17 protein-coding genes are annotated in these 21,655 nt (G+C 53.8%); 11 read left to right on the forward strand and 6 right to left on the reverse strand.

All coding sequences use genetic code 11. The features are described from left to right. Positions 1-8: 8 nt before the first annotated feature. Entirely contained in the window at positions 9-197 is a 189-nt protein-coding gene (locus BM323_RS14025) for a hypothetical protein (RefSeq protein ID WP_091003975.1), read from the reverse strand. 208 nt (positions 198-405) lie between these two features. Between BM323_RS14025 and BM323_RS14030 the strand changes: the two genes are divergently transcribed. From BM323_RS14030 to BM323_RS14045, 4 genes are all read left to right on the forward strand, one after another. After that, positions 406-1,029, forward strand: a complete 624-nt coding sequence (locus tag BM323_RS14030; protein WP_091003980.1) for a response regulator — start codon at positions 406-408, stop codon at positions 1,027-1,029. After that, positions 1,029-4,496: a response regulator gene (locus BM323_RS14035; protein WP_091003985.1), complete on the forward strand. Its 3,468-nt coding sequence runs from the start codon at positions 1,029-1,031 to the stop codon at positions 4,494-4,496. Before BM323_RS14030 ends, BM323_RS14035 begins: the two co-directional genes overlap by 1 nt. Positions 4,497-4,602: 106 nt before the next feature. Further along, entirely contained in the window at positions 4,603-5,220 is a 618-nt protein-coding gene (locus BM323_RS14040; protein ID WP_091003986.1) for a helix-turn-helix transcriptional regulator, read from the forward strand. Between the two features lie 536 nt (positions 5,221-5,756). Continuing rightward, positions 5,757-7,457: an ABC-F family ATP-binding cassette domain-containing protein gene (locus BM323_RS14045; protein WP_008101871.1), complete on the forward strand. Its 1,701-nt coding sequence runs from the start codon at positions 5,757-5,759 to the stop codon at positions 7,455-7,457. Positions 7,458-7,551: 94 nt separating this feature from the next. Here the strand turns inward: BM323_RS14045 and BM323_RS14050 are convergent, their stop codons facing one another. The 3 genes from BM323_RS14050 to BM323_RS14060 are packed head-to-tail and all read right to left on the reverse strand — an operon-like array spanning position 7,552 to position 9,419. Further along, positions 7,552-8,343: an anti-sigma factor family protein gene (locus tag BM323_RS14050; protein WP_008101873.1), complete on the reverse strand. Its 792-nt coding sequence runs from the start codon at positions 8,341-8,343 to the stop codon at positions 7,552-7,554. Continuing rightward, on the reverse strand, positions 8,340-8,855 hold the full coding sequence (locus BM323_RS14055; RefSeq protein ID WP_202948694.1) for a sigma-70 family RNA polymerase sigma factor: 516 nt from the start codon (positions 8,853-8,855) through the stop codon (positions 8,340-8,342). The genes BM323_RS14050 and BM323_RS14055 overlap by 4 nt, the downstream gene beginning before the upstream one ends. 27 nt (positions 8,856-8,882) lie before the next feature. Beyond that, positions 8,883-9,419 carry a tetratricopeptide repeat protein gene (locus tag BM323_RS14060; RefSeq protein ID WP_008101878.1) on the reverse strand — a complete coding sequence of 179 codons (537 nt, stop codon included), beginning with the start codon at positions 9,417-9,419 and terminating at the stop codon, positions 8,883-8,885. Between the two features lie 183 nt (positions 9,420-9,602). On the opposite strand from BM323_RS14060, the gene BM323_RS14065 reads away from it, so the two are divergent. Continuing rightward, a complete protein-coding gene (locus BM323_RS14065; RefSeq protein WP_091003988.1) occupies positions 9,603-10,778 on the forward strand; it encodes an efflux RND transporter periplasmic adaptor subunit in 1,176 nt (391 codons plus the stop codon). Beyond that, positions 10,775-12,712: a MacB family efflux pump subunit gene (locus BM323_RS14070; protein ID WP_008101880.1), complete on the forward strand. Its 1,938-nt coding sequence runs from the start codon at positions 10,775-10,777 to the stop codon at positions 12,710-12,712. The genes BM323_RS14065 and BM323_RS14070 overlap by 4 nt, the downstream gene beginning before the upstream one ends. Before the next feature lie 57 nt (positions 12,713-12,769). On the opposite strand, the gene BM323_RS14075 is transcribed toward BM323_RS14070, so the two are convergent. After that, on the reverse strand, positions 12,770-13,597 hold the full coding sequence (locus BM323_RS14075) for a MurR/RpiR family transcriptional regulator (RefSeq protein ID WP_008101881.1): 828 nt from the start codon (positions 13,595-13,597) through the stop codon (positions 12,770-12,772). Positions 13,598-13,751: 154 nt separating this feature from the next. On the opposite strand from BM323_RS14075, the gene BM323_RS14080 reads away from it, so the two are divergent. Both BM323_RS14080 and BM323_RS14085 read left to right on the forward strand, forming a co-directional pair. Beyond that, positions 13,752-15,311: a PTS transporter subunit EIIC gene (locus tag BM323_RS14080; protein ID WP_008101882.1), complete on the forward strand. Its 1,560-nt coding sequence runs from the start codon at positions 13,752-13,754 to the stop codon at positions 15,309-15,311. Further along, positions 15,308-15,997, forward strand: coding sequence for an N-acetylmannosamine-6-phosphate 2-epimerase (locus BM323_RS14085; protein ID WP_008101883.1), 690 nt, complete (start codon positions 15,308-15,310; stop codon positions 15,995-15,997). The genes BM323_RS14080 and BM323_RS14085 overlap by 4 nt, the downstream gene beginning before the upstream one ends. A gap of 38 nt (positions 15,998-16,035) precedes the next feature. Here BM323_RS14085 and BM323_RS14090 read toward each other — a convergent pair whose 3' ends face one another. Further along, entirely contained in the window at positions 16,036-17,616 is a 1,581-nt protein-coding gene (locus tag BM323_RS14090; RefSeq protein ID WP_008101885.1) for a BCCT family transporter, read from the reverse strand. 158 nt (positions 17,617-17,774) lie between these two features. On the opposite strand from BM323_RS14090, the gene betI reads away from it, so the two are divergent. The 3 genes from betI to betA are packed head-to-tail and all read left to right on the forward strand — an operon-like array spanning position 17,775 to position 21,569. Further along, the gene (gene betI / locus BM323_RS14095) at positions 17,775-18,368 is read left to right on the forward strand and encodes a transcriptional regulator BetI (protein ID WP_008101886.1); all 594 of its coding nucleotides are present in this window, start codon (positions 17,775-17,777) and stop codon (positions 18,366-18,368) included. Between the two features lie 33 nt (positions 18,369-18,401). After that, complete coding sequence (gene betB, locus BM323_RS14100; protein WP_091003991.1) at positions 18,402-19,874, forward strand: betaine-aldehyde dehydrogenase; 1,473 nt, start codon at positions 18,402-18,404, stop codon at positions 19,872-19,874. Between the two features lie 15 nt (positions 19,875-19,889). After that, complete coding sequence (gene betA, locus BM323_RS14105) at positions 19,890-21,569, forward strand: choline dehydrogenase (RefSeq protein WP_008101898.1); 1,680 nt, start codon at positions 19,890-19,892, stop codon at positions 21,567-21,569. Positions 21,570-21,655: the final 86 nt, after the last annotated feature.

Raw genomic sequence — 21,655 nt, forward strand, 5'->3', positions numbered from 1 at the left:
GGTTGAAATCAGAATATGATCTGAATGATGACACCAGCCATAAACCAGGCACCAAGGGAAAATGCAGTTACAAAAAGCCAGGCGGCGGGCCTGAGCATTTGGTTAATTTCAATGAAACTAGTAATTGACTTCATGATTTTCTCACTGTCTTTGTGGCTCAGCGCAGGTGTGAGCACGTCTGACAGTAATTGTGTCATTTTTTAATCGCGGCAAATATCAGACACAAAGAGACGCCGTGTAATCCAAGGACTACATTCTCATGTTTTAATTCTTAATTGTTTTGCTATCGTAATTATCTCTGGGATAAATTGAATAATATTGTAGGGGATAGGACTACAAAATAATTTTTGCAGCCTTTATCTTAGCAACATATTATTAACCATTATCCAAACATTCAGGGTTCACATGGCTGCGTTTATTGTTGTAGACGACCATCCTCTGGCCAGATTGGCCATTCGTATGCTTCTTGAGAAAGAAGGCCACGTTGTTGTCGCAGAAACTGGTAACGGTTCAGATGTATTAGCTCTGGTTAAGAATCACAATACTGATGCGCTGGTGATGGACATTGATCTTCCTGGCATAAATGGCATCGATGCGATTACCTTGCTGCGCTCCGCTGGCATAAAAATTCCTGTCATCGTCATGAGCGGGAAAAATCCTGACTATTATATCCAACTCAGCATGAAAGCCGGGGCGAATGGTTTCATCAGTAAACAAAATAATCTATCAGACCTTTCTCACGCTGTAGGGGTAGTATTCTCTGGTTACGGTTATTTTCCCTTGCGCATATCTGAGCATTATGAAAAGACCAGCACAGCTTCGGAATCTGAGCAACTCCGGCTTCTGTCGCGGCGAGAATTTGAAGTATTGAGGTATCTTGGTGAGGGGGTTGAGATCTTCAACATCGCAGCACGTATGCAAATCAGTAACAAAACCGTCAGTACCTATAAAGCACGTCTTATGGATAAACTGGGGCTGAAGAATCAGCGTGACTTACTGGATTTTACTCGCAGGAATAATATCTCCTGATGCGCACAAATCGTTTTTGGATATTTGCTGCTTTATTATATTCGGTTGACGGCATCTCCGCCCCCGATAAGCTAAGTTATGTGCCTGACGCCCTTCCCGAAGTGACGGCTCCAACACTCACAGATTATCAATGGCGATGGCTCGGACAAAAGCGCGAATTAACTCTCGCGCTCTATGGTCCCACCAGACCGCCTTTGACGAGGATTGATGCTTCAGAGCGCGTTACCGGGTATATCCCTGATTTCTCCTGGACTCTGGCTCGAAGCCTCGGCGTGACGCTTCGCATCGTCCATTTTGATAGTGCAGAGTTGGCCTATTCCTCGCTTAACGAGGGCGACACTGACATAATATTTAGCCCCGCAGGAGATAAACCTCCCTCCCATTATCAATCAGTTATGAGCGTCAATGTGGCAGAAGCATATCCCATGGAAGTTGTGCGACGAAGCGCCGAGGCTCTTTCCGATATCACTGATAAAAGTACTATCTCAGGTGGCACACCTGGTAGGTTGCTTGCTGCGCTCGATCAGGGAAAGATTCAGTCTGTCATATTGCCGGCTGGGGAAGCGTACTATGTAACAGAACGAAACTACGTTAATTCCCTGAATATAGATGGTCTTTCTACCCAGCCGATGACAGCTTATAAATTCGTTACCGGGGAGCATACGCCTGTTTTGCATGAGGTGCTTAAGGAAGCGACCCTTAATCTACGTTCAAGTCAGGCTGGTGAGATAATTGCCTCTCGCTGGGATCAAGGCAATCTCATTCGCTTCATTTCCGAACCTTTAAACCTGACATCTGATGAACGAACTTGGCGTGAAAATCATCCCACCGTTACTGTTGTGGCCTCAAGTTTTAATCCCCCTTTTTTCATGAAAGGTACAGGTGGGAATTACACTGGGATAGGACCTGAATTACTTTCGCTGGTGAGTCTAAAAACAGGCATTCGGTTTCGCTACTCAGACATTGGCGACAGTACAAAGCTTCCGGCCGCTCTGGAAGGCGGAGATGCCGCCATGACCGCGCCGCTGATATGGAGTCAGGAAAGAAACCGGGACATCTTGCTCACGACCCCTTTTATGTTTACACCCACCGTGATGGTCACCCGCAATGGTAAACAATCATTAGATGGCATCCGCAGCGCGGCCCTGATTCCCGCACAAGAGGCCACAGACTGGTTCAGAAAGGTCTTTCCAGAGGCGAAGGTTACTTTGATCGGTAATCCAGGGCTAGCTATGCAATGGGTCGCTGAGGGAAAAGTAGACGCCACACTTAACACGCTTATAAGTGCCCGATATCTTCAGCAGGGTCTTTATCAGGACAGGCTGAAATTACAACAGGATTTAGCTGTACCTGAGGCGGCAATTGTCTTTGGGGTAAGAAGATCTGATCCCGAGCTGCAAAGCATACTCAACAAGACGCTTGGTTTAGTTCCAGCAGATATGGTGACCAGTATACTGACACACTGGCAGGCTACACCTGCAGCGCGCTTCGATACCTGGAGAATTTATCGCAGTGAGTTTTACAGTGGAGCTCTGGGTGCCGTCGTGCTTATCCTTATTGCCGCAGTATGGGCCGGCGTTCTGCGAAGACAGGTTAAGCGCACTCAACGGGCTAAAGCTTTATTGCGCCAGGAAATCCTGTTTCGTGACAGGCTGATAAACGGCCCCCCTCGTCCCGTCTATGTGGCGACTTCAGATGGACAAATCATCCACAACAACCTGGCATTCGAAAAATATTTAAGCAATTACCCCTCCTCATATCTGGCTTTATCATTATTTGACAGTCGACACCCACTTTATGAGGTCTGGAAAGAGTGCATAAGAATGCCACCGACGGGGGATGAGCCACAGGAGTTAGAATTCGCTCTTGAAGATGTATCTGGCCACGTAAGGCAAATCCGACACTGGATGACAACCTTCCAGGAAGACGACGGAACAACAGGCGGTTTTATCGGGGGGTGGCAGGACGTAACTGACTATCTCAACATGCAGGCCCAGTTAAGCACAGCCCGGGCAGAGGCTGAACGTGCCAGTCATACAAAGAGCCGATTTCTAGCCACAATGAGTCACGAGATAAGGACCCCCCTTAGCGCAATAATCGGCTTGCTTGAGTTGCAGGTTCAGGAAAAACGCACAGATACAGAACTCATTCGCGTGGCCCACGAATCTTCCCAGAGCCTTCTGGCGTTGATCGGTGACATTCTTGATATTGAACGTATCGAATCGGAAAAGGTGACGCTGCATCCCAGCTGGTGTCGCGTCTCAACTATCGCTCACGCCGTTGTTCAGACTTTCAGTGGACTGGCACACCAGAAGGGATTGCTACTGAGCCTAACGCTTCCAGAGTATGACAGAGAGATATTTTCTGATGGAAATCGGCTGAGACAAATAATAGGAAATCTTACTGGTAATGCTGTCAAATTCACTCATAAGGGAGAGATAAATATAAGTGTTTCTCTTCCAACTGAGAGCATGGGCAGAATGCAAATTGTCGTGCGGGACTCAGGTCCAGGCATACCCGAAAATGATCAGAAGCGAATGTTTATGCCCTTTGAACAGGCAGACCACTCAGCTTCGGGGGGGAGCGGGTTGGGGCTGGCTATTAGCAGCGAACTCACATTGCTGATGAACGGAACACTGAGTCTTGAAAGTGTTCCCGGGAAAGGCTCTGCTTTTACGCTTGATATTCCTGTAGAAACAAGGCCCGTCAGCATTTTAGATTCGGTTCCGGTCATTCCACCAAGGCTGCATTCGTCGCTTCGGATTCTGGTAGTTGATGATCATCCAGCAAATCGCCTGCTCGTTTCACGGCAGGTGGCCCTAATGGGCCACAGAACAAGCGTTGCAGATAATGGTCGGTCAGGACTTGAGGCATGGAAAAAGGAAAGACCCGATGTAATTCTTACCGACTGCAATATGCCGGAAATGGATGGTATCGAGATGACACGTAGCATCAGGAAGCAAGATCCGAATGTAATGATCATTGGTATCACTGCGGATGCACAGGAAACGGAAAGAGACCGATGCCTTACCGCTGGAATGAATGCCTGCTTGTTCAGGCCAGTAGATTTTTCCCGGTTGGCTGAAACGATCGCTATTTTTGAGCTAAACGATCCACATAAAGTTACGGACCTGACCGAGTGGATAGATCTTGAGGCTCTGACCGCCTTTTTACCCGACAGCCCCCAAGCCGTGAAAGAGTTTATTACTCTTTCGATCAGTGAAACCCGGAAAGACCTTCAACAAGTGCGCTATGCGGTAATGCAGAAAGATTTAGCTTCGGCACGCCGTATTATCCATAGGGTTGCCGGGACACTCAGGGTTAGCGGAATCAAAGAACTGGGTGAACAGTGTGCAATGCTTGAAGAGTTGACAGAGATGGATGAAGACCCATCGATAATTATCCTCCATATTGAAAAAGCACAAGCCACAGTTGATGAATTCGAAAACGTCTTCATGCGTTTGTAATTATTGGATATAAAAACCAGGACAATTCCTACATACCTGGCTGTCATTATCCTATTTCCCTAGAGAAGAAAACCCCGTTAAATGCTATCAGCAAACGGGAGGTGCTATGTTCACATTAACGGTTATGGACAGCGACAGGTGGATTGCTGCTGGGATTTCCCAGTATTTCAACGACAGGCACATTAAAGTCACGGTGATGACTGATGCACAGGATAATGAAGTACTAAAACTTGCGGCTGAATCGGATATTGTCATAAGTGAGCTCTATACATCTGGACGTGACATACAGGCAATATCCGAACTGTTCGTAATGCTTCGTATGATATCCCCCTCAACTCGAATTATATTTTTCACAGACCTCAAGGAAAAAGCCGTCATAAAGTACGTAACGTCTCTTCTACCAAATGCGTGTGTGCTTCCGAAGAGTTGTGATATACACCGCCTAGCGAGTGAAATATTTAGTTGCGCTTCGCGGTCGGATGAGGAGATTATTTCCTTAAACGTAAAGTGTAAAAGTGGGGCTCTGACCGCCAGGGAGTTTGGCCTGCTTCGGTTTTTAGCGACTAGCAAAAGTCTGACTGACATAGGAGGTAAGCTTCAGCTCAGCGTCAAAACAATTAGCCATCACAGAAAAAACATCATGCAAAAGCTAAATTGCCGTACTTCCCACGAGCTTTCGCCACGTCTGCTTGGTATGGGATTTGGGAACAACAAATCGTCCTAACTTGCTCCTTTTTTCTACAAACAGAGTTCTTTAGCAAATTACGCATTTACTTCAATTCTGCCTCACTCATTATCTTGTTATTCGGATTTTCATTCTTCAAACCCTAGCCTAAAATTAGCTCACTTTTTAACCAGTTTTGCAGAAGAGTTTTGCTGGAGTTTTGCAGAAGACCCCTGAAGGCGATTTTCACCGACCAGGCTCATTATCGATGCCAGCGCCCTGCCCGGTACGTCATAGCGAGTGCCGCCACACTTCTGGCATTTTTCACTGGAAAGTGCCGCTTTTCGCCACTATTATCAGCTCACTTATTCACCCACTGATAACTAAGGAGGATTACTATGCCATCGTGTGAATTGTTTCTTTACTCACACTTCTATAGTAATTGGCCGCGTTCAGGCATTTCCGCACTTGTGCTGCGATAATCCGTCCTGAGCGAAGTTTACTGAAAATTTAATCCCTTCCCTCCGGCTTACCGGGTTGTCGTCAGCGATTTCTGACGTCGGGCCTTTTTGCGCCTGCAACTTATGAGTAAGCACATGAGCACATTATTATCTGCCCACGCTGTTGGCTTTGATAACGCCTTCGGCACGCTGTTTCACGATATCCATTTCAGCCTGAAAAAAGGCGATCGCATCGGTTTGCTGGGTGATAACGGCACCGGTAAAAGCACCTTATTGAAAATTCTCAGTGGCGATCTGGAACCTAACCACGGCAGCGTTACGTCGGCTAATCACAGCTTACTGGCGCGCATCGAGCAGCATCTGCCTGCAGAACTGCATAATGATTCGCTGCTGGATAGCGTAATGGCGCGCCTGCCGGAACAAAGTGATCGCTGGCGTGCCGAAGCGCTGTTGGGCAGCCTGGGTTTCACGGCTGAGCAACAAGCGCAAACCGCTGCGACGCTGAGCGGTGGCCAGCATATGCGCCTGCTGCTGGCGCGTGCGCTGATCCTGCAACCGGATCTGTTGCTGCTCGATGAACCCAGCAACCACCTCGATTTACCAACGCTGTTGTGGCTGGAGAATTTCCTTAACAGCTGGAGCGGCAGCTTCGTACTGGTTTCCCATGACAGCACCCTGCTTGATCGGGTGACCAACTGCAGCTGGATTCTGCGCGATCGCGGTCTGCAATTCTTCCGTCTGCCCTGCAGCGCGGCGCGTCAGGCGCTGGATGAGCAGGATGAAGCGGATGCGCAGCGTCATCAGGCTGAGCAAAGGGAGATTGAGCGCGTCGAGAAAAGCGCCAAACGTCTGGCGATTTGGGGCCGCACTTACGATAACGAAGGGTTGTCGCGCAAGGCGCAGCAGATGGAGAAGCGCGCCGGTTGGTTGAAAGAGGCACAAACCACGCTGAGCGAAGGATCGCTGTGGCGGCTGCAACTGCAAGGTGAAGCGCTGGATGCCGATCGCGTTTTAGCGTTGCCGCAGATGTCGATTCATCCAGCCGATGACGCACCTGCTCTGTTTTCACTGCCGATGCTGCAGGTGAAAAGTGGAGATCGCGTAGCGATAGTTGGCCGCAACGGTTGTGGTAAATCGTCGCTGCTACGGCATTTGTGGGGTGAATATCAACACGCAGATAGCCCGCTGTTTCATCCTCGCGCACGCCTCGGCTATTACGATCAAAGCCTGCATCAGCTGCACGATGAAGAAACGCTAAGTGACGCACTGGCGCATTTTGCTGCGCTCAGCGATGAGCAGCGCAAGATGGCGCTGATCGGCGCGGGTTTTCCGTATCTGCGGCATCAGCAGTTGATTGGCTCACTCAGCGGCGGCGAGCGTTCGCGCTTGCTGTTTGTTGGGCTGACGCTGGCGCGTTATTCGCTGCTGCTGCTCGATGAGCCCACCAACCATCTGGATATGGTGGGCAAAGAGGAGCTGGCAGAAGCGTTAAACCACTTTGAGGGTGCGGTGTTGCTGGTGTCGCACGATCGTCAATTAATCGCCAACAGCTGCAACCGCTTCTGGCTGATTGAAGATCAAAAACTCAGCGAATGGCACGATTTAGACGCGGTAACCGAACGCATGCGTGCTGAGCAGGCGATAGTAACGTCAGATTCTGTCGCACCTGCTGCAACGGCAACAGCGTGGGATGAAGATGCGTTGCTGCTGGCGTTGCTGGAGCTAGAAAGCAAGTTGGATGAGGATCTGGCGCGCAAGCCGAAGCATCAGAAACCCGCGTTGCAGGCGCAGTGGCGTGAGGAGATTGCGTTGCTGAAAGCCCAGCTGGAGCTGTAATGAAAGGGTCGCCATGAATGGCGACCCTACAGCGCGATTTGTAGGGTGGTCATTAATGACCACCTGTTTTCCCCGGTGGCCATGAATGGCCACCCTACGCCAGCATTGCCTGTATTAATGACTGCGCGGTCTTTTTCAGTTGCTGCGCAGGATTTCGGCCAATCAGTACATATTGATATCCCGCTTTGTGCCACCACACCACATTCATCCCCTGCCGTTTCTCCTGCGCCAAATCGGTGGTTTGCTGATGATCTTCGCGCGAAATACACAGCGCCATCGGGCCGTAGCTGCTGTGATTCCAGGCAATCTGCGTAATCAGCGCATCGTCATAACGCAGCATGCGCACACTCTTCAGCGTCGCTTCCGGCAGCGTTAACTGCGCTGGCGTGAAATGCAGATCGAGATCGCGCGCGGTACGCGCCAGCGATTGCTGCAACACCAGCGGTGAACTGTCGACGTCGGCCAGCGTTTCCGCGCTGTACAGCGACATATATTGTGCTTCCAGCTCGCGGATCTTTTCGCTTTCGCCCTGCTCAGCTTTGATTGCCGGTCGCGCCAGAAAACCGATACTGCTGCCCACCAGCAAAAAACTCACCGAAGCGGCGATCAGCGCGCGGCGGCTGACCTGCGGCGCGGACGGCGTGGTTGCCAGCAGATGCGCTAAGCGCGGTGCCATGCGCTCAAGCGGTGCGTCATCCAGCATTGGCGCAAAGGCCTCAGCAAAAGGTTGATTGCTTTTCATCAACTCGGCAGTGCGTGCCGACAGCGCTTCACTGCGCTTAAGTTCATTCTCAAACGCCAGCGCTTCATCCGCGCGCATCTCGCCATCCAGCCAGGCGACGATCGCCTCGTCCGCATAAGGCGAACTAAAACGTGCAGCCTTCACAAACGTTTCTCCTGTCCAGCCGGGCGCAAAGTGGCTGCGCTGGCTAAGGTAGTGCGCGCCGCCGCAAGGCGACTCATGATGGTGCCAATCGGCACCGCCAACGTATCGGCGGCTTCCTGATAAGTGAATCCTTCGACGTAAACCAGGAACACCGCGTTGCGCTGCGCTTCGGGCAACTGACTCACCCGCTGCATCACTTTGGCGTATTGCTGACGTTGCTCATCATGCTGTTGCTGATCCGCAGCAACAAGCTCGTCGCAGTCGACAAAGCCTTGCCCGAGGCGCACCCGCTGCGCGCGCAGTTCATTGATCCACACCGAATGCAGCACGCTAAACAGCCAGCGATCGATACGCGTGCCGGGCGTGTACTGGCCGCTGCGTTCCAGCGCCCGGACGCAAGTGGATTGCACCAGTTCTTCGGCGACATCGCGGTTGCGTGACAACACCATGGCGTAGCGCCACAGGCGGGCCAGATGCGCCGCTAAATGCTGGCGGACTTCAGTGCTAGTGATGTTGATGTCCTCTAAGCGCTGCGTTCATCAGGCTTCCGGATGGCCCTGAATCGCGGCATTGAGATCGCGATACTCTTCGCAATCCACGCCACACAACGATTTGATGATAGTGAGCTGTTCTTTAGCCAGGTCCGGCCGCCCTTTGATCATCCAGGCTTCCCCCAGATATTCGCGCACTTTGGCATATTTGGGATCGAGCGCGATCGATTTTTGGTAATAGGCCATGCCTTCGTCAGTTTTGCCCAGCTTACGCGTGGCATAACCGCGATAGTTCCAGGCTTCTTTGGTGTTCTGATTATGCAGCGTATCCAGCAAGTTGATCGCCGCTTGATATTCGCCCTTTTTCGCCAGGTGATAGGCGTAATTGGTTCTGTCGCTGTCGCTCAGCATGCTGGTTTTCTCCGGCACGCAGGATTTAGATTTGCTGTCATAAACCTGGCCTTTCGGGCAATCCGGCGTCTTTTTGTCGCTGTCATCATCACCCATTGCCAGTGCAGCAGGCGTATGCAGCGTCATTAGTAATACGGGCAGCGCTAACCAGCGAAACTTCATCATCGTATTCATCGTAGATCCTCATGGCGTGTCATGGATGGAACTCAAGCTGAGGCAAACAGTGACTCAGATACGCTGTAAACAACTCAGCCGCCATTTCTATTCGGAAAAATTTAAAGTTTTTTTCAGCATGAGAATTTTCTCCAGTTTGTTCCCTGAAGTGATTATGATTCTCACTTCATAAAAGGGACGCTTATGCTCAATATCTCGAAAAAGTGGCTGTTCGCCACGCTCGCTGCCGTCATTCTCCTGCTGTTGATCTGGCATTACGCCGGTTCACGCAACAAACCCAACGCGGTGGTCACCGCCGAGGTGCGCCAGGGCAATATCGAAAACGTGATTGCCGCCACCGGCAAAATGGATGCGATTGAACGCGTCAACGTCGGTGCGCAGGTTTCCGGGCAGGTAAAAAAGCTCTATATCAAAGCGGGCGATCGCGTCAGCAAGGGACAGCTGATCGCCGAGATTGACGACCAGCCACAGCGCAGCGATTTGCGCAATGCGCAAGCGGCGCTGAGCGTGGCGCAGGCCGATCTGGAAACCCGCGAAGCTGCGCTGGTGCGACAGCAAGCGCAATATCAACGCTTGCAGCAGATAATTAAAACCAATGCGATCTCGCGTCAGGATTTTGATACCGCCGAAGAAGATTGGCGCAGCGCACGCGCAGAACTGACGGCGCAAAAAGCGCGCGTGATTCAGGCGCAGATCGAGGTAGACAAGAAGCAACTCGATCTCGGCTATACCCGCATCATGGCGCCCATGGACGGCACGGTTATCGCCATTGTTACCAAGCAAGGCCAAACGGTGAACGCGGTACAAACTGCGCCAACCATCGCCAAGCTGGCGCAACTCGGTACCATGACGATTAAAGTGCAGATCTCCGAAGCCGACATCAACAATGTGCAGCCCGGCCAGCAAGCGTGGTTCACCACTTTCTCCAATCCGGACAAGCGCTACAACGCCACGCTGCGCAGCCTCGAACTGGCACCGGAATCGGTGATGAAAGATGATGCGCTGATGGGCAATAGCGAGAGCGCGTCGAGCAGCAGCACCAATGCGGCCGTTTACTACAACGCCCTGCTTGATGTGCCAAACCCGGACAACGCGTTACGTATCTCCATGACCGCGCAGGTGAATCTCATCCGTGATGCGGTGAAAGATACGTTGCTGGTACCGGTGCAGGCGACGAAGAAAGATGCCGACGGCAAAACCTATGTGGAAATCCCGGATCAGGATAACCAAGCGGTGAAACGCATCATCACCACCGGCATTACTGACAGCGTTGATATTCAGGTGCTGAGCGGCTTAAAAGCCGGCGAGAAAGTGATCCTTGCCACGCAGACGGCGGGCGCTGACAAGGTGGTGATGTGAATATCATCGAACTGAAAAACATTCAGCGCAGCTATGTTAACGGTTCGCAATCTCTGCATGTGCTGAAAGACATTAACCTGAGTATCGCCAGTGGCGAGTTGGTGGCGATCATCGGGCCGTCCGGTTCGGGTAAATCGACGCTGCTGAACATACTCGGCTGCCTTGATGCGCCGGATAGCGGCGACTATTTGATTGGTGGTCAGAACACCGCCACGCTGTCGCCGGATGCATTGGCGAAAGTACGCCGCGAACACATCGGCTTTATCTTCCAGCGCTACCATCTGATGCCGGATCTTAGCGCACTGAGCAACGTTGAAATCCCGTCGATCTACGCCAATCTGCAGGGCAAAGCGCGGCTGCAGCGCGCGGCAGATCTGCTGGCACGTTTAGGTTTACAGGGCCGCGAACATCACAAACCGGGCGAGTTGTCCGGCGGCCAGCAGCAGCGCGTCAGTATTGCGCGCGCACTGATTAACGGTGCCGAAATCATTCTTGCCGATGAACCGACCGGCGCGCTGGATTCGCACTCTGGCGAAGAGGTGCTGCGCATCCTGCACGATCTCAATCGCGAAGGTCACACGGTGATTATCGTGACGCATGACATGAAAGTGGCGCAGCACGCCGACCGTATTATTGAGATTCAGGACGGCGAGATTTTTGCCGACAGCGGCCGCAAACCAGATGCAACGCGCGCGCAATATGCCCCTGCGGCGCGCAAAAGTCAGAGCAAATTGCGCGGCTTTCTCGACCGCTTACGTGAATCATTGCGCATGGCACTGAATGCCATGAACGCGCACCGGCTGCGCACCGCGCTGACCATGACCGGGATTATTTTTGGCATCGCGGCGGTGGTTACCGTAGTGGCGCTCGGCCAAGGCGCACGGCAAAAAACGCTGGAGAGTATTTCCGGGCTCGGCACTAACGTGGTGTCGATTTATGCCGGCGGTGATTTCGTCGAGGATGAAGCGCATCCGGTGCTGACGCTGGTCATGTCGGATGCCGACGTGATTGGGCGTCAGCAGTTTGTTGCGGCGGTCAGTCCGGAAATGATCACCAATCAGCCGATTCGCTATCTCTCCAACTCCTCAAAAACCTCGGTGTATGGCGTCGGTAAAGAGTACTTCCAGATTCAGGGCATCAAACTGCTGGAAGGCAGCAACTTCAGCGATGAACGTCACGCGCGTCAGGAGATCATTATTGATACCAACACGCGCAATAAACTGTTCGGCGAACAGGGCGACAGCCCCATTGGCAAAATGATCGTGTTGGGTTCGGTGCCGGTGCGGGTGATTGGCGTGGCGGATAATAACGATGGCATGTCGCCCAATCGCCTCAGCGTGTGGCTGCCGTGGAGCACCGTGATGTATCGCATCAGCGGGCAAACCGCGCTCACCAGCATCAGCATTAAACTCAAGGACGATGTGGTAAGCGGCCCGGCGGTGGAATCGCTGACGCAACTGTTGACCGCGCGTCACGGCACCAAAGATTTCCTGGTGTTCAACCGCGACAAATACCGTAAAGCGATTGAAGATGCCGCCGCGACCTTAACGCTGCTGATTCTGCTGGTCGCCTCGATTGCGTTGATGATTGGCAGCATCGGCGTGATGAACATCATGCTGGTGTCGGTAACGGAGCGTACCCATGAAATCGGCGTGCGCATGGCGGTGGGCGCACGACGCGGCGACATCATGCAGCAGTTTATGATCGAAGCGGTTTTAGTCTGTCTGGTGGGCGGATCGCTCGGTGTCGCGCTGGCGCTGGTGATTGGACCGATTATCAGCCTGCTAGCCGGCGGCATGATTACGGCAATCTTCTCTTGGCAATCGGCGGGCGCGGCCTTTGCCTGCTCCACCATCATCGGCATGATTTTTGGTTATCTGCCCGCGCGCAAAGCCGCACGCATGGATCCAGTGGCAGCGTTAGCCAGCGAATAATCAAATCTCACGCCGTAGGGTCGCCATTCATGGCGACCTTCCCCCATCCCACTCAAATCACATCAACATCGGCAACGTCGCCGTCGCCGTTTGCTGGCTCGCCGCCAGATAGCGTGCATCGTGCGTCATCAACTCGTTAATCAGCACTTCCACCAGCAGCATCGCGCCCACTTTGCCGCTCAACGCACCGGCGTTGAACGGGCCTTCCGGCCGTGCGGCCACCAGCAGCATATCGGCTAAGCTGCCCATCGGGCTGCGCAGCGTATTACTCAGCATCAGCACGCGCGCGTTTTGCTTTTTCGCCACTTTGACCACATGCATCACATCTTTGGTCGAACCCGAAGCGGAGATGGCAATCACTAAATCGCCCTCTTTTAACGTCGAGGCATTCATCGCCGCGCGATGCATATCACCAAACAGTTGTGCCGATTTGCCTAAGCGCAGCAGGCGATAGTGCAAATACTCACCGGTAATCGCGCTGGCCGCCACGCCGTAGATCTGGATGGTGTTGGCCTGATGCAGCGCTTCTACCGCGAGCTGTAACACCTCGCGATTGATGAATTTCCCGGTATCCCGCAGCGCCTGCACCGTTTCCTCCACCAGCATGTCGATGCTGTCACCGCTGGCAATCGCGGCGGGCTGATTGTGTTGCACATCCAGCGCCAGCGCCATTTTGAATTCGGTATAGCCTTTGCAGTCGAGATGACGACACAGCCGCGTCACGCTCGCTTCGCTGGTGTCGGTCTCGCGCGCCAGTTCGGTAATGGTGAGATACAGCACTTTCTGCGGGTCGGTGAGGATGAAATCGCCCAGCTTTTGCAGCGTCGGACTGTAGCCCGGCAAGCCTTGGCGCAGATGCAGCAAGATGTTTTCATTGTCCGTCATGGCGGTCTCTCTGGTTCACGGCATTAATGGCGCACAGTGTGCAGCAGATTAGGGCATAAGTGAAAGCTATCACAATAATGATGGAAATTTTCACCTGATGAATTAGATTGTGGTAATAATTTTTACCACAACATCACTTCAGGGATAAAAATTTATGTCATCCATCTTCAGCGGTGCCTCCTCAGGAGGTTGGTTCGAAAAAGCCCAGCGTTTTGGCAAGTCGTTCATGTTACCGATCGCCGTGCTACCGGCAGCCGGGTTATTGCTGGGCATTGGCGGCGCACTCTCCAATCCCAATACCATCAAAGCCTATCCGTTCCTCGATGTGACCTGGCTGCAAGGCGTGTTCACCATTATGGCGAGCGCCGGTTCGGTGGTGTTTGCCAACCTCGCGGTATTGTTTGCGGTTGGCGTAGCGGTAGGATTGGCTAAGAGCGACAAAGGCACCGCTGGATTGGCCTCGCTGCTGGCTTATCTGGTGATGAATGCCACCATCAATGCGCTGCTGACGTTAACTGGCGTGCTGGCGCAGGGCAACCTGAGCGCGGAAGGACAAGGTATGGCGCTTGGCATTCAAACCCTGGAAACCGGCGTATTTGGTGGCGTGGTGATCGGGCTGGTGACGACCATGCTGCATAATCGCTACAACAAAATCGCCTTGCCGCAGTTCCTTGGTTTCTTTGGTGGCTCGCGCTTCGTGCCAATTATCAGTTCCCTGGTGGCCATTCTGGTGGGCGCGGCGATGACCATTGTCTGGCCGCATTTCCAGAAGCTGATTTTTGGCCTTGGCGGCTTGGTGGATGCCACCGGCTATTTCGGCACCTTTATCTACGGCTTCGTGCTGCGCATGCTTGGCCCGTTCGGCCTGCATCACATCTTCTATCTGCCGTTCTGGACCACCGCGCTCGGCGGCAGCGAAGTGGTCAACGGACATCTGGTGGAAGGCACGCAGCGCATCTTCTTCGCCCAGCTTGCCGATCCCAATACCCAGCAATTCTACGTTGGCACCGCGCGCTTTATGTCCGGGCGCTTCATCACCATGATGTTTGGCCTAATCGGCGCGTGTCTGGCGATGTATCACACCGCCAAACCGGAAAACCGCCAACGCGTGGCGGGATTGCTGCTGTCGGCGGCGCTGACCTCTTTCCTGACCGGCATCACCGAACCGATTGAGTTCTCGTTCCTGTTTATCGCGCCGGTGCTGTATGTCATCCACGCGCTGTTTGATGGGCTGGCATTTATGATCGCCCACATCCTGCACATCACCATTGGTCAGACCTTCTCCGGCGGCCTGATCGATTTCATTCTGTTCGGCGTATTACAGGGCGAAGCGAAAACCCACTGGTGGTATGTCCCGCTGGTTGGCGTGCCGTGGTTCCTGCTCTATTACTTTACTTTCCGCCTGCTGATCACCCGCTTCAATTTCAAAACGCCGGGCCGTGAAGATGCCAGCATTGAAACAGCGCCGATGGTCGCCGGAGAACGTCCACTGCAGGTCATCGCGGCTTTAGGTGGCAAACAGAACATCGCCGAACTGGATTGCTGCGCCACGCGTCTGCGCATCACGCTAATCGACAGCAGCAAGCTCGATGAAAACGCATTGAAAGCCACCGGCGCACGCGCCGTGATCCAACGTGGCAAGGGCGTGCAGGTAATTTATGGCCCGCATGTCACCATTATCAAAAATGAAGTAGAGGAGTTACTCGCGCTATGAAAGCACCGATGCTGGCCCAGATTAAGGGAAAACTGGTGGTCTCGTGTCAGGCTCTGGAAGATGAGCCGTTACACAGCCCGTTTATTATGTCGCGCATGGCGTTGGCGGCAATGGAAGGCGGCGCAGCGGCGATTCGCGCCAACAGCCTGATCGACGTGCAGCAGATTATGCAAACTGTGGATTTGCCGATTATCGCCATTATTAAACGCGACTATCCCGGCAGCGATGTGTATATCACCGCGACGCTGCGGGAAGTGGATGAGTTGATGGTGGCGAATCCGGCGATGATTGCGCTGGATGCCACGCTGCACACGCGTCCTGGCGATTTGCAACTGCCAGCATTGGTGGCGGCGATTCGCCAGCGCTATCCGCAACTGCTGCTGATGGCTGATATCGCCACGGTGGAAGAAGCGCGCAAGGCAGCGGAATTAGGTTTCGATTGTGTTGGTACCACGCTGCACGGTTACACCGCAGAAACGCAAGGTTGTTATCTGGCCGCCGATGATTGCCGCTTCCTGCGAGATGTTTTAGCTGCGGTAACGGTGCCGGTGATTGCCGAAGGGAATGTTGAAACCCCGGAAATGGCGGCGCATTGTCTGGCGCTGGGGGCACATGCGGTGGTGGTAGGCGGTGCGATAACGCGTCCACAGCAGATAACGCGCCGCTTTGTGAATGCCATCAGTTAAGCGTAAAACGGTCGCCATAAATGGCGACCCTACAAAATTTACTGCGTTGAACTGTTTTTCTGATTCATTGCGGCGGCAAGTTCCGCTGGCGCCATTTGATGCAGGTCTTTATACAAACTCGCCATATACAGCACAATCACGATCGAGAATGGCAATCCGCACAATACCACCGCCGTTTGCATCGCGCTGAAGCTTCCTGCATACAGCAAACCGGCGCATACCAGTGTAGTGACACATGCCCAGAAGATACGTAGCCAGGCAGGTGCATCATCGTTCACGCTGCCGCCTTTGCTCGACAGATTGGCAATCATCAGCGTGCCTGAATCGACTGGCGTCAGGAACAGCACAAAGCTAATCAAAATGGTGAATCCGGCCACAACCTGGGTAAACGGCAGATATTCAAACATCTTAAACACAGCCATTGGCGGATCGCTCAGCGCGATTTCGCCGAGAATGGCATGTCCACCTTCCAGCACCAGACTAATGGCGGTATTGCCGAACAGAGACAGCCACGCCAGCGTGAAACCCAGCGGAATTAACAGCACGCCGAAGATCAATTCACGGATAGTACGACCTTTGGAGATGCGCGCGATAAACAGGCCAACAAACGGCGCCCAGGCAACCCACCACGCCCAGTAGAACAGCGTCCATGCGCCCTGCCACTGACGCGCCTTACCGTATAAGTAAAGGTCGAAGCTTTTGCCGACAATCGAGGTGAGATAATCCCCGACGTTCTGCATCATGCCGTTAACCAGCGTCATCGTCGGTCCAGCGACAAACACAAACAGCAGTAGCAAACACAGGAAACCGACGTTGATGTTGGAGAGCATCGCGATGCCTTTCTCCACGCCCGTCACCGCCGCCAGCGTGGCCACAATCATCATCACCACAATCAGAATCATCAACACGTGGATGTTTTGCGGAATGTGGAACAGATAGTTAAGGCCGGAGTTGACCAGCAACGCGCCGATGCCGAGGTTGGTCACCATCGAAATCACCGTCACCAGAATGCCAAAGCTATCCACCAAGTGACCAATCCAGCCATGAATGCGTTTACCGAACAGCGGATAAAGTGCGGAACGAAGCGCCAGCGGCAGATCGCGGCGATAGGCAAACCACGCCAGCGCGGTGGCGATCAACGCATACAGCGCCCAGCCATGCAAGCCCCAATGTAAGAAGGTGATCGCCATCGCCTGGCGCGCCGCTTCGACAGTGCCGCCCTGTCCTTCCGGCGGCTGCAGGAAGTGATCGAGCGGTTCATAGGCGCCGTAATACACCAGCGCAATACCAATACCGGCTGAGAACAACATCGCTACCCAAGAGGCGTAACCAAACTGCGGTTTTTCATCCTCATGGCCGAGTTTGAGTTGGCCGAAACGCGACAGCGCCAGCCAGAACACAAACACCATACACACCACCATCAGCAGCATGTAATACCAGCCAAACATATCCGCAACCCAGAGCTGGGCATGGTTAAGCCATTTCTGGCTGGCGGAGGGATACAGCACAATCATGAAGGCCAGTACCAGGATCACGCTGGCGGAGCTGAGGAATACCGCGAAATTCACGCGGATTGGTTCTTCTTCTGGTTTGAGGGAGTTTTGACTATTCACTGTCATGGTTCATTTCCTTGGTGCAGGTAACAGCGGCTCCGGATGGCAACACTCAGTTAACATTCGGCCACATTTATTTGACATTCGTGCAGCATAAAGTACATTGATTGAACGTTCAATCAATCAATAATCCCCTTAATAAAAATTAAATCGGAGTCGTGACGGTGCGCAAAGAAATCCCCGAGAAACGCAAAGAGCAGCTGATTAACGCCGCATTCGAAACCATTGGCGACGTTGGGCTGGCGGGGATCACCATGTCGCAGGTCGCTAAAGAGGCGGGCATGTCGACCGGGATCGTGAGCCACTACTTTGGTGATAAAGAGGGATTGTTAAACGCGACGATGCGCAAGATCTTGCGCGATCTGCGCGATGGCATTGCCGAGTGTCGGGCAAACGTGCCAGAGCAGGATCTGCGTGCCCAGCTTTATGCGGTGATCGATGGCAACTTCCATCCGAGCCAGACCAGCGCGAACTCAATGCGCGCCTGGCTCGATTTCTGGGCCGCGAGCATGCACAACAGCGAATTGCGCCGTCTGCAGCGCCTCAACGATCGTCGTCTTTACTCGAATATTTGCTGCCTGTTTCGTCAGGTGATGTCGCCAGAATTGGCGCGTAAATCCGCACGCGGGCTGGCGGCGTTGATTGATGGTTTGTGGCTGCGCGGCAGCCTGACCGGAAAGGATTTTGATGTAGAGCAGGCCTGCTTGATCGCCCGCGATTATGTCGATGAAAAACTGGCATCGCTGCCAGCTGCGTAACAAAAAGAGCCAATAGCTAAGGAACAGAAGAGAATGGCAAAGTACCCAACACAAAAACTCTACATTGACGGTCAGTTGACCGATGCCAGTGGACAAGAGACCTTCGACACCATCAATCCCGCCAACGGTGAAGTGCTGGCGCAGGTGCAACGTGCCACCCAGGCTGACGTGGAACGTGCGGTCGAAAGCGCCGAGCGTGGTCAGCGCATCTGGGCGGCGATGACCGCCACGGAGCGTTCACGCATTTTGCTGCGTGCCGTCGCCATCCTGCGTCAGCGCAATGACGAACTCGCCGAGCTGGAAACCCTCGATACCGGCAAACCCCTCTCTGAAACCTCGGCGGTGGATATCGTCACCGGCGCCGACGTGCTGGAGTATTACGCTGGCCTCGCGACCATCATCGAAGGCGAACAGTATCCGCTGCGCGACACCAGTTTCTTCTACACGCGCCGCGAGCCGCTGGGCGTCACCGTCGGCATTGGCGCGTGGAACTATCCGATTCAGATTGCCCTGTGGAAATCCGCACCCGCGCTGGCCGCAGGTAACGCCATGATCTTCAAACCGAGTGAAGTCACGCCGCTCAGCGTGCTGAAACTGGCGGAGATCTACACCGAAGCGGGCGTGCCCGATGGCGTGTTTAACGTGGTGCAAGGCGCTGGTCGTGAAGTGGGCCAATGGCTGACCGAACATCCGCGCATTGCGAAAATCTCCTTCACCGGCGGCATTGAAACCGGCAAAAAAGTGATGGCGAGCGCGGCAGGTTCGACGCTGAAAGAAGTGACCATGGAGCTGGGCGGCAAATCGCCGCTAGTGATTTTGCCGGATGCGGATATTGAGCAAGCGGCAGATATCGCCATGATGGCGAACTTCTACAGCTCCGGCCAGGTGTGCACCAACGGCACGCGCGTGTTTGTGCATCGTTCGCAAAAAGCGGCGCTGGAACAGGCGCTGCTGCTGCGCGCGCAGCGCATTCGCCTTGGTCAGCCAATGGACGCCGACACCAACTTCGGCCCGCTGGTGAGCTTCGCCCATATGGAAAATGTGCTGCGCTACATTGAACTCGGCAAACAGCAAGGCGCGAAAGTGTTGATTGGCGGCGAGCGCGAAACCCGTGGTGCTTATGCGCAAGGCGCGTGGGTGCAGCCGACCATTTTCACCGATTGCGAAGATCATCACACTATCGTCAAAGAGGAGATCTTTGGCCCGGTGATGAGCATCCTCACCTACGACGACGAAGAAGAAGTGATCCGCCGCGCCAACGATACCCACTTCGGCCTCGCGGCTGGCGTGGTCACAAAAGACCTGGCCAGCGCGCACCGCGTGATTCACCGCCTTGAAGCCGGCATCTGCTGGATCAATAGCTGGGGCGAATCGCCAGCGCAAATGCCGGTTGGCGGCTACAAACAGTCTGGCGTGGGGCGCGAGAACGGCATTTCTACCCTCGCCCATTACACCCGCATCAAATCCATTCAGGTTGAACTGAACCCGTTCACCTCCGTGTTTTAATCGAAGGAACGCACGATGAGCATCACCAGGGAATACGACTACATCATTATTGGTGCGGGTTCAGCCGGTAACGTGCTAGCCACTCGCCTGACCGAAGACGCCAACGTCAGCGTGCTGCTGCTGGAAGCGGGCGGCCCGGATTATCGCCAGGATTTCCGCACGCAAATGCCTGCCGCGCTGGCTTTCCCGCTGCAGGGCCGCCGCTATAACTGGGCATACCAGACCGATCCTGAGCCGCATATGAATAACCGTCGCATGGAGTGCGGACGCGGCAAAGGTCTGGGCGGATCGTCGCTGATCAACGGCATGTGCTACATCCGGGGTAATGCGCTGGATTACGATAACTGGGCGAAGCAGCCGGGACTGGAAAACTGGAGCTATCTGGATTGCCTGCCTTACTTCAAAGCCGCCGAGCGTCGCGATATCGGCGGTAATGATTATCACGGTGATTGCGGTCCGGTGAGCGTGACCACGCCAAAATCCAGCAACAACGTGCTGTTCCACGCCATGGTGGAAGCAGGCGTGCAGGCCGGTTATCCGCGTACCGATGATCTCAACGGCTATCAGCAGGAAGGTTTTGGTCCGATGGACAGAACCGTGACGCCAAAAGGCCGTCGCGCCAGTACCGCACGCGGTTATCTCGATCAGGCGCGTTCACGTCCGAATCTGACGATTGAGGTGCACGCGCTGACCGACCGCATTCTGTTTGATAACAAACGCGCCTGCGGCGTTAAATGGCTGCAAAAAGATCAACCGCACGAAGCACGTGCGCGGCGTGAAGTGCTGCTGTGCGCTGGCGCGATTGCCTCGCCGCAGGTGTTACAGCGTTCGGGTGTTGGTCCGGCTGAGTTGCTGAAAAGTCTGGATATCCCGTTGGTGCACGATCTGCCGGGCGTGGGCGCGAACCTGCAGGATCATCTGGAAATGTATCTGCAATACGAGTGCAAGCAGCCGGTTTCGCTGGCGCCAGCGCTCAAGCTGCACAATCAACCGGCGATTGGTGCCGAATGGTTATTCAACGGCAGCGGCATCGGTGCCAGCAACCAGTTTGAAGCGGGTGGCTTTATTCGTTCTGACGAAGAGTTTGAGTGGCCAAATATTCAGTATCACTTCCTGCCGGTGGCGATTAACTACAACGGCTCGAATCCGATTAAAACGCACAGCTTCCAGGCGCACGTCGGCTCCATGCGCTCGCCAAGCCGGGGACGTGTGCACGTCACCTCGAAGGACCCAAACGCACATCCGAGCATCCTGTTTAACTACATGTCGGACGATCAGGATTGGCGTGAATTCCGCGCGGCGATTCGCATCACCCGCGAAATCATCGCGCAGCGCGCACTCGATCCGTTCCGTGGCCGAGAAATCTCACCCGGTTTAACGGTGCAAAGTGATGACGAGCTGGATAAATTCGTGCGTGAACATGCTGAAACCGCTTATCACCCGTCATGCTCGAATGCGATGGGTTATCACGATATGGCGGTGGTCGGGAATGACGGGAAAGTGCACGGCGTTGAGGGCTTACGCGTGGTGGATGCGTCGATCATGCCGCAAATCACCACCGGCAACTTAAACGCGCCAACCATTATGATCGCCGAGAAAATTGCCGACATGATTCGCGGTCGCCCGCCGTTACCGCGTGAAAACGTGCCTTACTATGTCGCCAACGGCGCACCGGTGCGTCGTCAGCCACAGTAATTAATCATTAAGGGTTCACGTTCGTGTGAGCCCTTTTTTCTGCTGATTCGCCCTACTTCCGCGCAAAAAAACTAAACCACTCAAGG

The sequence above is a fragment of the Pantoea sp. YR525 genome (assembly GCF_900116775.1).
Lineage (GTDB): Bacteria > Pseudomonadota > Gammaproteobacteria > Enterobacterales > Enterobacteriaceae > Pantoea > Pantoea symbiotica.